General features: G+C 62.2%; 17 protein-coding genes. 8 read left to right on the top strand and 9 right to left on the bottom strand.

What is annotated here, in order from left to right; all coding sequences use genetic code 11:
- Positions 1-119: 119 nt before the first annotated feature.
- From O4H62_RS04855 to O4H62_RS04835, 5 genes are all read left to right on the top strand, one after another.
- Positions 120-947: an NmrA family NAD(P)-binding protein gene (locus O4H62_RS04855; RefSeq protein WP_269385991.1), complete on the top strand. Its 828-nt coding sequence runs from the start codon at positions 120-122 to the stop codon at positions 945-947.
- A 31-nt stretch (positions 948-978) separates the two neighbouring features.
- Positions 979-1374, top strand: coding sequence for a DUF4345 family protein (locus O4H62_RS04850; RefSeq protein WP_269385990.1), 396 nt, complete (start codon positions 979-981; stop codon positions 1372-1374).
- 94 nt (positions 1375-1468) lie between these two features.
- Positions 1469-1954: a DUF1772 domain-containing protein gene (locus O4H62_RS04845; protein WP_269385989.1), complete on the top strand. Its 486-nt coding sequence runs from the start codon at positions 1469-1471 to the stop codon at positions 1952-1954.
- A 104-nt stretch (positions 1955-2058) separates the two neighbouring features.
- Positions 2059-4179: a S9 family peptidase gene (locus O4H62_RS04840; protein ID WP_430538373.1), complete on the top strand. Its 2121-nt coding sequence runs from the start codon at positions 2059-2061 to the stop codon at positions 4177-4179.
- Between the two features lie 289 nt (positions 4180-4468).
- The gene (locus O4H62_RS04835; RefSeq protein WP_269385988.1) at positions 4469-5578 is read left to right on the top strand and encodes a vWA domain-containing protein; all 1110 of its coding nucleotides are present in this window, start codon (positions 4469-4471) and stop codon (positions 5576-5578) included.
- Between the two features lie 76 nt (positions 5579-5654).
- Here the strand turns inward: O4H62_RS04835 and O4H62_RS04830 are convergent, their stop codons facing one another.
- The 9 genes from O4H62_RS04830 to O4H62_RS04790 all read right to left on the bottom strand — a co-directional run bounded on the left by O4H62_RS04830 (position 5655) and on the right by O4H62_RS04790 (position 11778).
- On the bottom strand, positions 5655-6578 hold the full coding sequence (locus O4H62_RS04830; RefSeq protein WP_269385987.1) for a cytochrome c: 924 nt from the start codon (positions 6576-6578) through the stop codon (positions 5655-5657).
- A gap of 40 nt (positions 6579-6618) precedes the next feature.
- Complete coding sequence (locus O4H62_RS04825) at positions 6619-7065, bottom strand: c-type cytochrome (RefSeq protein WP_269385986.1); 447 nt, start codon at positions 7063-7065, stop codon at positions 6619-6621.
- Positions 7066-7263: 198 nt separating this feature from the next.
- Positions 7264-7866, bottom strand: a complete 603-nt coding sequence (locus O4H62_RS04820) for a superoxide dismutase (RefSeq protein ID WP_269385985.1) — start codon at positions 7864-7866, stop codon at positions 7264-7266.
- A 242-nt stretch (positions 7867-8108) separates the two neighbouring features.
- A complete protein-coding gene (locus O4H62_RS04815) occupies positions 8109-8915 on the bottom strand; it encodes an FkbM family methyltransferase (RefSeq protein WP_269385984.1) in 807 nt (268 codons plus the stop codon).
- Between the two features lie 270 nt (positions 8916-9185).
- Positions 9186-9662: a PilZ domain-containing protein gene (locus tag O4H62_RS04810; RefSeq protein ID WP_269385983.1), complete on the bottom strand. Its 477-nt coding sequence runs from the start codon at positions 9660-9662 to the stop codon at positions 9186-9188.
- Positions 9663-9828: 166 nt separating this feature from the next.
- Positions 9829-10452 (bottom strand): LysE family translocator, encoded by a 624-nt coding sequence (locus tag O4H62_RS04805; RefSeq protein ID WP_269385982.1) that lies wholly within the window; start codon positions 10450-10452, stop codon positions 9829-9831.
- Positions 10453-10561: 109 nt separating this feature from the next.
- Positions 10562-10888, bottom strand: a complete 327-nt coding sequence (locus O4H62_RS04800) for a hypothetical protein (RefSeq protein WP_269385981.1) — start codon at positions 10886-10888, stop codon at positions 10562-10564.
- Positions 10885-11052 (bottom strand): hypothetical protein, encoded by a 168-nt coding sequence (locus O4H62_RS04795; RefSeq protein ID WP_269385980.1) that lies wholly within the window; start codon positions 11050-11052, stop codon positions 10885-10887. Before O4H62_RS04795 ends, O4H62_RS04800 begins: the two co-directional genes overlap by 4 nt.
- A gap of 144 nt (positions 11053-11196) precedes the next feature.
- Positions 11197-11778 carry a hemerythrin domain-containing protein gene (locus O4H62_RS04790; RefSeq protein ID WP_269385979.1) on the bottom strand — a complete coding sequence of 194 codons (582 nt, stop codon included), beginning with the start codon at positions 11776-11778 and terminating at the stop codon, positions 11197-11199.
- Positions 11779-12039: 261 nt separating this feature from the next.
- On the opposite strand from O4H62_RS04790, the gene O4H62_RS04785 reads away from it, so the two are divergent.
- Genes O4H62_RS04785 through O4H62_RS04775 form a run of 3 tightly spaced genes read left to right on the top strand, consistent with a single transcriptional unit; the run spans position 12040 to position 13804 of the window.
- Positions 12040-12354, top strand: a complete 315-nt coding sequence (locus O4H62_RS04785; protein WP_269385978.1) for an ArsR/SmtB family transcription factor — start codon at positions 12040-12042, stop codon at positions 12352-12354.
- Positions 12355-12408: 54 nt separating this feature from the next.
- Complete coding sequence (locus O4H62_RS04780) at positions 12409-13461, top strand: permease (RefSeq protein ID WP_269385977.1); 1053 nt, start codon at positions 12409-12411, stop codon at positions 13459-13461.
- Between the two features lie 40 nt (positions 13462-13501).
- Positions 13502-13804 (top strand): hypothetical protein, encoded by a 303-nt coding sequence (locus tag O4H62_RS04775; RefSeq protein WP_269385976.1) that lies wholly within the window; start codon positions 13502-13504, stop codon positions 13802-13804.
- The last annotated feature ends 425 nt before the right edge of the window (positions 13805-14229 follow it).

Below are 14229 nucleotides of genomic sequence, written 5' to 3'. Positions count from 1 at the left end.
TTTGCGGATTGTCCATCTGTCTGGACTATCTGCATATAAATGAAGCGTTGTAATCATTGTTCATCCAGAGGATCGGCAATAGGTCTTGCGCATCGTCAATCGAGCTCAAGGAGCCTCTCATGAACACCGCACCCATTCTCGTCATCGGATCGACCGGCAAGACCGGCAGCCGCATCGTAAAGTCACTGGCTGAAAAGGGATTTCCCGTCCGCGAAGGATCGCGCAACTCGGCCATCCCGTTTGATTGGGAGCGGCCTGAAACCTGGACGGAAGCGCTGGAGGGCGTCAAGGTGGCCTACGTTTCCTATTTCCCGGATCTCGCCTTCCCGGGCGCCGCCGAAAAGATCGAGGCCCTGACCGAGGCTGCCAAGGCAGCCGGTATCCGCAAGCTGGTGCTGCTGTCGGGCAGGGGCGAGGCGCACGCCCGAAAGTGCGAGCAGATCATCCGCAACTCGGGCCTCGATTTCACCTTGGTCCGCGCCGCCTGGTTCGCCCAGAATTTCTCCGAGGGCTACCTTCAGGCGCCGGTGCTTGACGGCGTGGTGGCGCTGCCGGCCGGTGACATCAAGGAGCCGATCGCCGATGTCGATGACATTGCCGATGTCGCGGTCGCAGCACTCACCGACGACCGCCATAATGGCGAGCTCTACGAGATCACCGGCCCGCGGCTCCTGAGCTTCGCCGAAGCCGCCGCCGAGATTTCCGCTGCCGCCGGAATTCCGGTCCAGTACATGCCGATCACGCTTGAGCAGTTCCACGCCGGCATGCTCGAGATCGGCGGGCCGCTGATCGCCGACGTCTTCACCGAGATCTGCCGAGAAACCCTTGATGGCCACAACGCCTATCTCACCGATGGCGTCCAGCGGGCCCTGGGCCGCGCCCCGCGCGACTTTACTGAATTCTGCCGGAACGCCGCTGCAAGTGGTGCCTGGAAGAAAGCCGCCTGACCCGGCGCCCCTCCAAACAAGGACAAACGTCATGATACGCTCGCTTCTTCACAAGGCCGTTCTGCTCGCAGCCGGCGCCACCGCCCTCTTTATCGGCGGATCCGTGATCGTCTCTCCCGATGCATTCTACGCGGCCTATGGCATCGCGCTATCGGGCGACGCCAGCCTGGCAAACGAACTCAGGGCGATGGGCGGCGGCGTGCTGATGCTCGGTCTGCTGATCCTCTCCGGTCTGATGATCTCCAGTCTCACCCTGGCGTCGACGCTGCTCGCCGCCGCGATGTTTCTCGCCTACGGCGCGACCCGGTTCCTGAGCCTTGGTCTCGACGGCCAGCCCGATTCAGGCCTTGTGGCAGCGATGATCGCCGAACTGGTGATCGGGCTTGCAAGCCTGGCGGCGCTGATCGCCGCGCGCAGGACGGCCTGATGCCTCGATCCGGCGGGCGGCTGCCGATGGGCGGCCGCCTGCCAACCTCCTCACTCTCTCCGGGCCGTTGGCCCGCAACCCGAAAGCAAAGCCGATGTCTATCTGGTTCCTTCTGCTCTGTGCGCTCACCCTGATCGCCTATGCCGCCACCGGCGGCATCTTCCTCGCGTTCTCCGATTTCATCATGCGCTCCTTCGATCTGGTCAGAAACCAGGCCGGCATCGAGACCATGCAGGTTCTCAATGTGGAGATCATGCGCTCGGTCTTCATGGTTCTGTTCATGGGCCTGGCGATCCTGTCGCTGGTCATCGTCATCTACGCCGCAGTCACCCTCGGGGGCACGCCGCGCCTGCTGCTGATTGGCGCAGGGCTCTCCTATCTCCTGGGCGTCTTCGCCGTGACCGGCGCCGGCAATGTGCCGCTCAACAATCAGCTTGCAGCGCTCGCGCCCGAGACATCGCAGGCGCTCACTTTCTGGAAAGAGGCCTACATGACCCGCTGGGTCACGCTGAACAGCCTGCGGACGGCCGCCTGTTTCCTGGCATCAGGGTTGACGCTCGCGGCGCTCGTCGTCCGGTAAACATCACGGCATCGGCGGTTTTCGCGCCGCCTTGCCTTGATCGGTCCTGTCGCGGCCTCTATGTCGGGTTATCGGCTCGTTCGAAGCCCTGATCCTTCCCGCACATGGAGTTCTCCTTGTCCGCCTCCAAATTGTCCGTCTTCAAAAACCTGCCTGTTGCCCCGATCGCCGAAAAGCGGCCCGTCTCCGACACCCGCCACGGGGTCACGCGCTCCGACGATTATGCCTGGATGCGTGACGACAACTGGCAGGCGATGTTCAAGGATCCGTCGCTTCTCGACAAGGCGATCCGCATCCATCTGGAGGCCGAGAACTTCTACCAGCAGGAGGCGATGGCCGACACCGAGGCGCTGCAGAAAACCCTGTTTGCCGAAATGCGCGGCCGCATCAAGGAAGACGACAGTTCGGTTCCGGCGCCCGACGGCCCCTGGCTCTACGGCGTCCGCTACGTCACCGGCGGCGAGCAGCCGAAATACTTCCGCATTCCCCGGTCCGGCGGCGACGAGCAGATCATGCTCGATGGCGATCTCGAAGCCGAGGACAAGCCTTATTTCCGCTTGGCCGGAACCGCCCATTCGCCCGATCACGCGGCCATGATCTGGGGCTATGACGACAAGGGATCGGAGTTCTATGCCCTCAAGGTGCGCGATCTCGCCACCGGCGAGGACAGCGCCGACCTGATCGAGAACACCGGCGGCGGCGGCGCATGGTCGGCCGATGGCGCCGGGTTCTTCTACACCGCGGTCGACGACAACCATCGTCCCAGCAAGATCTACCATCACCGTCTCGGCACGCCGCAGAGCGAGGATGTCCTGATCCACGAGGAGACCGACACCGGTTTCTTCATGGGTGTGTCGGGAACGCGGCTCAATGATTTCATCATGATCGGCATCAACGATCACGAGACCTCGGAATGCTGGGTCATGCCGGCCGATGATCCGGGCGCCAAGCCGCAACTGGTGGCGGCCCGCGAGACCGGCATCGAGTATTCGCTCAGCGAGGGCGGCGACGTCTTCTTCATCCTGACCAATGCCGGCGGCGCCAAGGATTTCAAGATCATGCAGGCCCCGGTCGGATCTCCCGGTCCGGAAAACTGGAGCGAGGTCGTACCCCACAAGCCCGGCTGCCTCATCCTCTCGGTCAGCGCCTACCGCAACCACCTGGTCTGGATGGAGCGCGAGAACGGCCTGCCGCGCATCGTCATCCGCGACCGCTCCACCGGCGAGGACCATGCCATCGCCTTCGACGAGGAGGCCTATTCGCTCGGTTTCCACGGCTCGATGGAATACGACACCGACATCGTCCGGTTCAGCTATTCCTCGATGACCACCCCATCCGAGCTCTACGACTACAACATGGTCACCCGCGAGCGCCGGCTTCTCAAGCGCGACGAGGTGCCGTCGGGCCACAATCCCGCCGACTACGTCACCAGGCGCGTCATGGCGCCGGCCGTCGACGGCGAACTGGTGCCGGTCACGCTGCTGTATCGCCGTGACACCCCGCTGGATGGAACGGCGCCCTGCCTGCTCTATGGCTATGGTTCCTACGGCATCTCGATTCCGGCCTCGTTCAACACCAATTGCCTCTCGCTGGTCGACCGCGGCTTCGTCTACGCCATCGCCCATATTCGCGGCGGCAAGGAGAAGGGCTTTGCCTGGTACGAGGAAGGCAAGCGCGGCAAGAAGACCAACACGTTTACCGACTTCATTGCCGCGGCCCGCTATCTCGACAAGCAGAACTTCACTTCCCATGACCGTATCGTGGCGCAAGGCGGCTCGGCCGGCGGCATGCTGATGGGTGCGGTCGCCAACATGGCGCCCGATGCGTTCGGCGCCATCATCGCCGCGGTGCCCTTTGTCGACGTGCTCAACACCATGCTCGACGACACGCTGCCGCTGACCCCGCCGGAATGGCCGGAATGGGGCAATCCGGTGGTCTCGCCCGAAGACTATCACACCATCGCCGGCTACTCGCCCTATGACAATGTGACCGCGCAGGCCTATCCGCCGATCCTGGCGGTTGCGGGCCTGACCGATCCGCGCGTGACCTACTGGGAGCCTGCCAAGTGGGTGGCCCGCCTGCGCGAAATGTCGACCAGCGGCAATCCGGTGCTGTTCAAGATCAACATGGCCGCCGGCCATGCAGGCGCTTCCGGCCGGTTCCAGCGGCTGGAAGAGGTGGCCTTCGAATATGCCTTCGCGCTCAAGGTGGTCGGCAAGGCTTGAGTTCCCGTGCAAGCGGCTTCTCGTGACTTGCCGGCGAATGGAAGAAGGCTTTCGAGAATGGCGGCCAAGCGCCCGGCTTTGAAAGATCTCGTGCGCTCAACCGAAGTTCCCGGGCTCGAATGCCGCTCTTCCCGATGTGCCGTTACTGAAAAAAGGCAGGCAATTGGCCGTTTCATAAGCGGAAAAAGCAGTCAAAACTGTCCTGATTTGGCAATCGATAAAATGTGAGCTTTTCGTTTAAGCCAACGCTCATGGCTTCCGGTGTATTTGTTTTCCTGGAGAGTTCCAGATGAAACGGGGTCCAGAGATGGTCACTTCACCGATGAAGAAAATTGCCGAATTGCTTCGTAACAACAATGGCAACTTCGCCATGCTGGCAGGGTTGACCATCCCGGTCGTGTTCATCGCGGGCAGCCTCGCGGTGGACACCACCAACGCCATGTCGATGAAGGTTCGGTTGCAGAACGCGGTCGACAGCGCGGCGCTTGCGACCTCCACAAGGCTGGCGCAGGAGGAAGGTCTCAGCCTCGATGATGCAAAGGAATTTGCCCTGACGTTCCTGAATGGACAGGTCGAGGAAGACTTGCCGGCCTTTGCCGACATGAGCGTCAAGCCGACGGTCGAGATCACCGAAACCAAGGAGGATGGGTCCACCGTCTGGCGCGTGTCCATATCCATGATCGGAACGCAGGCGGTGACGCCGATGGCTCGCCTGATGGGCCAGGATAAAATCAGCGTCGGCGTGTTCGGAAAATCCGAAAGCGCCGTCGGCAAGACCCAGGGCGCCTTTTCCATGGCGCTGGTGCTCGACCGCTCCGGCTCGATGGACTGGGATCTCGATGGTCAGCGCAAGATCGACGTCTTGAAATCGGCCGTCGGCGGCCTGCTGGACCAGATCGAAACGGCCGACCCCACACACAACTACGTCCGGATCGGCGCCTCCAGTTACAACAGTTACATGACCGGCTCGCAGAAGCTGCACTGGAAACCCAAGAAGACCCGCGATTTCGTCAATGCGCTTCCCGCTGACGGCGGCACAGATTCCACCGACGCTTTCAGCTGGGCCTATGACAGTGTTTCCGCGGCGAAGGAGTTCACCCAGCACAAGGCCAAGAACGGCCAGGAGCCGCAGCGCTACATCGTCTTCATGACCGATGGCGACAACAATTACAGCGCCGCCGACAGCTCCACCAAGGTGCTGTGCGACGAAGCCAAGGGCGCGGGCGTTCAGGTCTATACGGTTGCCTTCGCGGCACCCAGGCGCGGCAAGGAACTGCTGTCCTATTGCGCCACCAGTTCGGCCCATTTTTTCGATGCCCAGAGCAGCGCCGACCTGATCTCAGCCTTCAAGAGCATCGGCGAGCAGGCATCCCAGCTTAATTCACGGCTGACCCAGTAGGATGGCGTCAAGGGTGGGTGGGGCGCCAGCTGGCGTCCTCACCACCTGGCGCTGACGCCGGGTGAGGCTCAGGCCGTCACTCCCAGCCATTGGCCCGTTCGGGCAACGCCTTGAGATAGGCGGCGATCGCATCCCGGTCGCCGCCTGTCAGTTTTGCCATGTTCTTCTGCACATCCACCATGGATCCGCCGACGCTGTCGAAGTCCGGCGTGAAGCCGCTTTCGAGATAATAGGCGATGTCCGACGCGCTCCAGCCGCTGATCGACTTGCCGCCGGGCGTCAGGTTCGGGATCACCCCTTCGCCTTCGGGGTTTTGCGCGCCCGATAGCCAGGCATCGGAGACGAACCCGCCGATCGGGTTGCGCGGGGTGTGGCATTCGCCGCAATGGCCCGGTCCCTCGACCAGGTATTGCCCGCGCGCAATCTGTTCATCCGGGCCGGCGAGCGTGACGCGCGGCTGATCGGTGAAGAACAGGAGTTTCCAGCCGCCCAGCGACCGGCGGATGTTGAACGGGAACCCGACCTCGTGCGGCAGCGATGCAACCTGGCTCGGAGGCAGGGTCTTGAGAAAGGCGAACAGGTCGGCGATGTCGCGATCCGTCATCCGCGTGTAGGACGTGAACGGAAACGCCGGATAGTAGTGCTGGCCGTCAGGCGAAACGCCTGCGAGCATGGCATTGGCGAAATCCGCGATCGACCAGGCACCGATGCCGGCGTCGGGATCGGGCGAAATGTTGGGCGCGATGAAGGTGCCGAAATCGCTTTTCAGGCGTACGCCGCCGGACAGCACCAGCTTCGCGTCGCCGTCCGCGCCCGGCGCGGCGTGGCAGGAGGCGCAGCCACCCGCCCAGAACAGGGTCTCGCCTGCCGAAGCGCTGCCGTCGATCGCGGCAATGGCTTCCAGCCGCTCAGCGGCCACCGGCCGCGCCGCAGTCAGCGTCCAGGCAATGCCGGCGCCGGCGATGGCCGCCACAGCGAAGCCGAGCGCCAGCCGCTTCACGGTTGGCGCCCGGCAAATGTCGAAAGATTGATGCCCGGCATCAGCTCTTCTTCAGGCGATAGGTCTCGTGGCAGGCACCGCAATTCTGCGTCAGCGGTCCGAACACTGCCTTCAGCCCGTCGAGGTCGGCGGGTGCGGCAGCAACACCGGCGTCGGCCGAAGCCTTGAACGCGGCGAGCTTGGCGTCGAATCCGGCGCGGTCCGACCAGATTGCCGGGGCAGCTTCGGTTTCCATTCCGGTTTCCGAGCCTTCGGGGAACTGTTCGCCGAATGAGCCCGCCACTTCGCTGATTGCGGTCAGCGCCGCAAGCGCTGCCGCCGCATCGAAATCGGCTTCGCCCTTGACCATCTTGGCCATCGCCCCGGTGGCGCCGCCAACCTTCTTCATCATTTCCTGGCGAACCACCTGCGGCTCGTCGGCGGCGATCGCGGGGGCAAACGCGGCAGCGCCGATAAGCGCTGCGGCAAACATGGTCCGGAATTTCATCAAGTCTCTCCTCTGGGTTTTGACGGTTTGATCGTCTTCTTGAAGCACATGATTACATTCTGTCGATGTCAGGGAAGTCAAAAGATTGTGAACACTCTGTTATCGGATCTCGGCTGGTTTTTCCGCCCGCCGTCACAAAAAAACCCGGCGATCGTGTCGCCGGGTTTTGTGTCCTGATGCTCAGGCTGCAGTCTTTGTTCAGACGGCCTTCTCGTACATTTCCGCCACGTAGTCCCAGTTGATCAGGCTGTCGACGAAAGCCTCGAGGTACTTCGGACGGGCGTTGCGGTAATCGATGTAGTAGCTGTGCTCCCACACGTCGCAGCCGAGAATCGGCTGCGCGCCGTGCATCAGCGGGTTTTCGCCGTTGGCGGTCTTCATCACCTCAAGCTTGCCGTTCTTCACCGCCAGCCAGGCCCAGCCGGAGCCGAACTGGGTGGTGCCGGCATTGATGAAATCGGCGCGGAACTTGTCAAAGCCGCCGAGATCCGAATCAACCGCTTTCGCCAGCGCGCCGGGCAGCTTGGTGCCGCCGCCGCCCTTCTTCATCCAGTTCCAGAAGTGCAGGTGATTGTAGTGCTGGCCGACATTGTTGATCAGCGCCGCGTTCTTGTCGGCATAGGCAGCCTTGCAGATCTCCTCGAGCGACTTGCCTTCAAGGGCAGAGCCTTCAAGCGCCTTGTTGCCGTTGGTGACGTAAGCCTGGTGATGCTTGTCGTGGTGGAACTCCAGCGTCTCGCGCGACATGTAGGGCGCAAGGGCATCATAGTCGTAGGGCAGGCTTGGCAGTTCGAGGGCCATGGGGTCTCTCCTCTTGGAAATTGGATTGGCGGCGGGGCGCGCGTCCCGCGGCGTCGCCAGAACATAGGCGCGCCTTCTCCTCCAAGCAACGGGTCAAGGCCAAAAAGGTTCCGCGAGGCGGTCGAAATCGCGCGCCCGTCCGACAGCCCGCGCTGCATGCATGTCGCTGAAGCCGCCAGGCACAGCATCAAGGCTCAGCCGACAAGCAGCACTGACAGTCCGCGGTCGAGAAGCCTGACGGATCAGGCATCGTTCCTGATCAGGATTTCCGTCGGCGTACGAAGCCTGACAAATGCGTTGATCAGGAACCATCTGAAGTCCGTGTACTCTTTGCCGTTGATCGTCACTGTCTTGTCGCCTGGCAGGGCCCCGACAAGGTCCTTGTTGATTTTAAGGAACTGCTTTCTCGTTCGGATGAACCTGGGGAAACCAAGCAAGCGGCCAAGGGATTTTCTGAGTGAGCGCCGCAGGAAAGTCGGGTGCAGTGAGATTGCGGCGGTCACGTTCGGGTGTGCCAGAAAATCCTTGATCCCCGGGATCAGATCATACTCGCCGCCCTCGATGTCTATTTTCAGGAAGATCTTCTGGCCGGGCTCGGCATGCTGGTCCAGAACGCTTTGCAGTGTGACCGCTTCCACGAGCCAACTCGTGGGCCCATCGGCAAACAACACGCTGGAGGTGGAATCACCGCCACCTTTCCGGCTGCCGAAGGGAATCGTTCCCGCCTTCGTGCCGACTGCCTTGTTGAGAACGACAAGGTTCCCGCTCCAGCCTGCTGAACTGTTCAGGGCGGCATTTGCCTGCAGTTGTTCAAATGCAATCGGGTCGGGTTCAAAGGCCACACATTTTTGCGCCAGTTGCGCGGCGTAGAGTGCCGTCGGCCCGATCCAGCCGCCGATGTCGAGCATCAGGGTCGTATCGTCAATGTTCTCGTCAAAGGTCTTGTAGGTGGCGGGTTCCCATTCGCCATTGTTCACCTGGGACCAGAAGTCTTCATGTCCCTTTGGCTCAACCCAAAACGATTTTCCATTGACGGTGATTTCTTGCATCGGGACTGCTCTGTAGTGGGAGTGGCGGGTTGCTGAGTGGGCGGATCTTCAGGCTGATTTTTCAGATGGTTGGATTTCGTGGGGCCGTACTAGCATTGTTTTGCCGCTAAACTGAAGCGTTCTGTCAGTCTATTGACGGGTGACCTTCGCATTTCCGGTTGGATGCGGATTTTGACAAGAGCATGCCGGCAGGCAAGAGCAGCCCTGGCTCGCCACGTCAGAGCCGGCTGCGCTCGAACTCGTTATGTGCGCCGTTCTGGGCCTTGGCCCTCAGCGCGTCCTGCGACCGAAGCCGCCGGGGCGCGGCCTCGAAACCGGACGCGCGGCCGCGGCATCGCCGAAGACCGGCCGCGGCGGCGCGGTCTCGCGCACCGGCGCCGCGTCGTCTATCCAGGGCTCGGGCGTCAGCACCTGCTGGCGCGCCTTGCCGGAAACCAGCCTCTCGCCGATGAACCTGACGCCGCACTCGCTGCCCTTCTGCCACACCCGCTCGCATTCGATCTTGTAGCCGTCGATGTCGACATGCAGCATGAACCGGTCGGGCACGAACCAGCCGCCCTCGAACACCACATGCGCGCCGGTGGCGCTGATGTCGCGCAACGTGCAGGGAATGGCGCTGAATTCCTGGTTGAACGCTGCATGCGCGCCCTTGAGCACGCGCGACCTTGGCGGCCGCGCCCGGTCGTCGGCATTTGGGTCGGCGGCATCCGGTTCTGCTTGCTGGTCAACCGGCTCTTGGCTGGACACGATCTTGTTCCCGTCTGCGGCATGTGATCTGGCGTGACAGAAGTTCTCCCTGTTGTCGCATGCCCGGGTTAGAACAAGGTTAAAGCAATCTCTAAAGTAAGCGGTGAGCCCGGCCGTCCGGCACCGGTCCGCCGCGATGCCTACCGCGCCCGGCTCGGCGCCCGGTTCAGCGTTCCGCCAGCGCCAGCCTCAGCCCCATCAGCGCGAACACAGAGGCAAACGACCGCTTGACCGCCCTGAGCATTTTCGGCCGGGAGATCACCTGGTCGCGCGCCTGTGCCGCCAGCAGCCCGTAAAGCACGAAGACGATGAAGGTGACCGCCATGAACACGCCCGCGAGCCCCAGCATTTCAACCGTCGCGCCCTGAGCCTCCGGATCGACGAATTGCGGCATGAAGGCGAGGAAGAACAGCGTCAGCTTCGGATTGAGCAGGTTGATCAGGATGCCCGCACCGACGATCCGCCCCGGCCGCGAAGCTGCATCCGGTCCTTGTGCCCCGGCCTCGAGCGACAGCGCGCCCGTGTCGCGCCACATCTGCCAGGCCATGTAGAACAGGTAGATCACGCCGAGATACTTGATCAGCTGGAACGCCAGCGCGCTGGCATGCATCAGCGCCGCAAGCCCCAGCACCGAGGCCGCCACATGCGGTACGATCCCGAGCGTGCACCCGAACGCCGCCAGCACCGCCGCCCGCGCCCCCCGCGTCAGCCCCGCGGCCAGCGTGTAGATCACCCCGGTCCCGGGCAGCAGCACCACGATCAGCGTGGTGATCAGGAATTCGACGGACATGGCAAGGGGCTCCGGTTGATGGTGCGGCGAGAGTGGCCCGGAGGGAAGGGGGGTGTCAATCGGGGAGGAGGCCGCGGCAGGCGACGGCCATGTGCGGCGTAAACCCGGATCACGCCATCATCTCGGCAGTCAGGGCTTCGCTTGGCCGCGTGCCACGCCCGGTCAGTGCCGGGATGTTGACCTGGTGGGTCACCAGCATCAGCCGTCCCTCGGCCGAACCGATGAGCTCGCCGGTCTCGCGGGTCTGCCGTTCGCGCGTGGCAAAATCCTGGAAGACGGAGTTGAGCGACGACGCATCGCTGACCGGGCCGAGATCGGGAAGGTCGGCGGTCTCGCGCGTCCGGCACCACTGGCTCGACAGCACCTGCCTGAACGCGATCCCGCGCGCCCGGAACGCCTCGCCGATGCGCCGGGCCTGCTCACGTCGAGGTTTCATTGCGTCGCGCAGTCGCCCAGCCTGAATTCCGAGGGGGCGCCGGTGCCCGGTGCCAGCGCATGGCGCATGATGGTCATCGAGCCGGATTGCTCGAGCGTGTCCCAGTCATTGGCGAAGGCGATCCCCGGCAGGAGCAAGAGAATGAGGAAGGCCGTTGCTCGCATCGGCTCAATGTCTCGCGGTGTATGCCCGGAGCATTTCCGGTGAAAGCGGAGTCACCGATTATGCTCTATCTTATTGTTTTCACGTAAATTCTCAACGCGAAACCTGTTCCCGCTTGCGCTGGAACTGCTCTGGGCGGGGCGGCGTCAGATCGATCCGAGGTAATATCCGATGGCCTCGGCCAGTTCGGTTTCCTCATAGCCGAAATGCGAGCGTACCACCTCTTCCAGTTTCCGGAATGTGGTGCCGGCCTGAACGAAGTTTTCCTCGGATGGGCTTTCCGCGAGCGCATCTGCCGCGCGGCTGAGGCGGATGATCAACTCATGGACGACCTCGTGCTCCGCCTTCAGCTTCGCCACGACCTCGCGAAACCGGCCCCCGCCCGCGGCCTCGATCCGGGGGAACATGTCGGTGCTTTCGATGTCGTGGTGAAACTTGAGCACGTGGCACTCGCGGCCGCAAAGCGATCCGAACGCCCGGAAATTCTCGGCCATGTCGAGGGAAAGCACGAGCCGCTTGAGGTGCTCGGGCGGTGCGTCCCGCGCCTCGATCCTGACAAGAACCGCGCCGATCTGGGCCATTTCCCTGAGGTAATGACTGTGGATCGCGGCCAGTTGCAGGCCCTGGCGGCGGTCTATATCCGTTGCCTCGGGCACCGGCGGCGCCTTGGGCCGCCCAGCCTCGTCAACGCTCAGTTCATCCAGAGATTGTGTCGATAGATCGGTCATGAGGCATATATTGGCCTGTCACAAGCCATGTCAACGACGTCCGCTCCGGGTGCGAAAAGTACGGGGGAGGGATGGGCAGCTTGGGGGCGGGGACTGGACATCTGCTGCAGATTGCACCAACGGCAGCTATGCGGATTTTGCTGACTTTCGTCGAAGGCGCACCAATGACCGCCAAAGTTCCCGCTATGCGTCAACAGGCACACGGGGAAACCGCCCTCCAGATATCTTGACAAAACTAGAATTGTGGTTATTTTAGCCGTCATGAACACGAACGCATCCATAGCCCACTCTTTGGCCGCCCTCGGGCATGAGACCCGGCTCGCAATCTTTCGACTTCTGGTTCGGGCCGGGGAAGAAGGCCTCAACGTGGGCGAGATCGGTCAGCATCTCGACATGGCAGCTTCGACACTCGCGCATCACCTCAAAACCCTTGTCGATGCGGGGCTGGTCATTCAGGAGCGCCAGGGCCGCCAGATCGTGAACCGGGTCGATTACGGCGCGATGCGTGGCACCGTATCCTTCCTTACATCTGAGTGCTGCGTCGGTGTCACGCTCACGCGGGAGGACGCCGCATAATGAAGAACAACCTTCTTCTTCGTCAAAAATAACGACTAATCTAAGGATGTCGCTATGACTGAACTCGCTCTCAACGTCCGTTCATGGACAACGGAATTCGCTCATCGGCTGTGGAGCAAGGAAAAGGTTTGGCTGTTCATTGCCGGTCTCTTGCTTGCCCTGTTCGTTCTGGTGCCGGAACAGGCTGCCAGCAGCTCAGAGTTTGCCGCGCGTAACCTTTTGGAGGTCGCGCCGTTTCTGGTTCTCTCAATCGGCATCGCCGCCTATGCCGGGGCGACCGGTGCGGACGGTCTGATTGCCCGCGCGTTCACCGGATCGACCGCCATCATGATCTTGATCGCGGCGCTCGCGGGAGGTCTGTCGCCATTCTGCTCTTGTGGCGTTATCCCGTTGATTGCGGCACTTCTGGCGATGGGGGTTCCGCTTTCGGCCGTCATGGCCTTCTGGCTGGCCTCGCCGATCATGGACCCCTCGATGTTCGTGCTGACCACCGGGGTTCTCGGACTTGAGTTCGCTGTAGCCAAGACGCTCGCGGCCGTCGGGCTGGGCGTCTTTGGCGGCTATGTGGTCCATTTCCTGAGCCGGGCGGGTGAACTGGCCGATCCACTGCGCGAGGGTGTCGGCAATGGCGGGTGCGGTGGTGCAACAGTGCGTACCGCGAAGCCTGTCGTCTGGAATTTCTGGAAAGACGATGAGCGTGTCAGCAAGTTTATGCGCGAGGGGATCAAGACCACACTGTTCCTCGCCAAATGGCTGACGCTCGCATTCGTGCTGGAAAGCCTGATGCTCGCCTGGCTTCCAGCCGATCTGGTGGCCCGTTCGCTCGGCGGCACAGGCCTCGCTCCCATCGGAATCGCAACGCTGGTCGGCGTGCCTGCCTATCTCAACGGCTACGCTGCCCTGCCGCTGGTCGGCGGCTTGATCGGACAAGGCATGGCACCCGGCGCAGGCCTCGCGTTTTTGGTTGCAGGCGGTGTGACCTCGCTGCCAGCGGCCATTGCGGTCTGGGCGCTGGTAAAGCGAAAGGTGTTCTTCCTCTATCTTGGAATCGCTTTGACCGGCTCCTTTGCGACAGGTCTTCTGTTTCAGCTCTGGACGACGATCTGAACGCTCTACACGGATGCCAAGAGCGAGCGGGGGCGAGATCATGACGAAAGATAATCTCGCCCCCGCAAATTATCACGGCAAGCCGCTTCTCGATGTTGGCGGCGATGAGATCGAAGTGCATAAATTTCCTGACTTGCAGGCACAGCGACAAAGTCAAATGACGGAGGAACAACGCGCTGTTCTCGTCCTGCGATATCCTGATGATCGCCCCGTTTTCCGACGCCTGTCCGATTGGTGGCATTCCTGCGAACGAGGACACGTCGCTCTAGCACCCGATGGAACTGCGACAACAGCGACAGAGCCTGAATGGAAGGGCCACTGGTCGGTCGTCAAATATCTTTGACTGCATAACACTGACACCGAAGCGGCCATTCGCCTTAACCGCAGCATCCGGGTTTTTGGGCTCCTTGCAGTCTTTCGCTGCGGATAACGCAAAGGGGTCGGCTTTGGGCCGAAAGTGTTGCCGCACGTGGCCTGGATCAAGGGTCGCTTTGCAGCCCTGCCATTTGGAAACCTGACTGCAGTTTCCGGCCCCAATTCCGTTCATCGTGTGTGGGCCAATCAAAGTGCGCTTTTTGGCGGCAAATATACCGCCCTCCGCGCGGCATGAGGGGCGTGGGGCAGGCAGGTTGCGGCTGGGCTAACCTCTCCCTTGGTGAGAGAGGCTTCGGAGCGGCGGCCTCAGGCCGGAAATCAATGAAATTGATCTCAGCGAACGAAGGCCTGAGCGCGGCGCCGCGCGAAGGCGAATCACGGTCTTGGCGCGTC

The sequence above is a fragment of the Parahoeflea alexandrii genome, from assembly GCF_027214025.1.
GTDB lineage: Bacteria > Pseudomonadota > Alphaproteobacteria > Rhizobiales > Rhizobiaceae > Hoeflea > Hoeflea alexandrii_A.
This window is presented reverse-complemented; position numbering and strand designations above follow the sequence as displayed.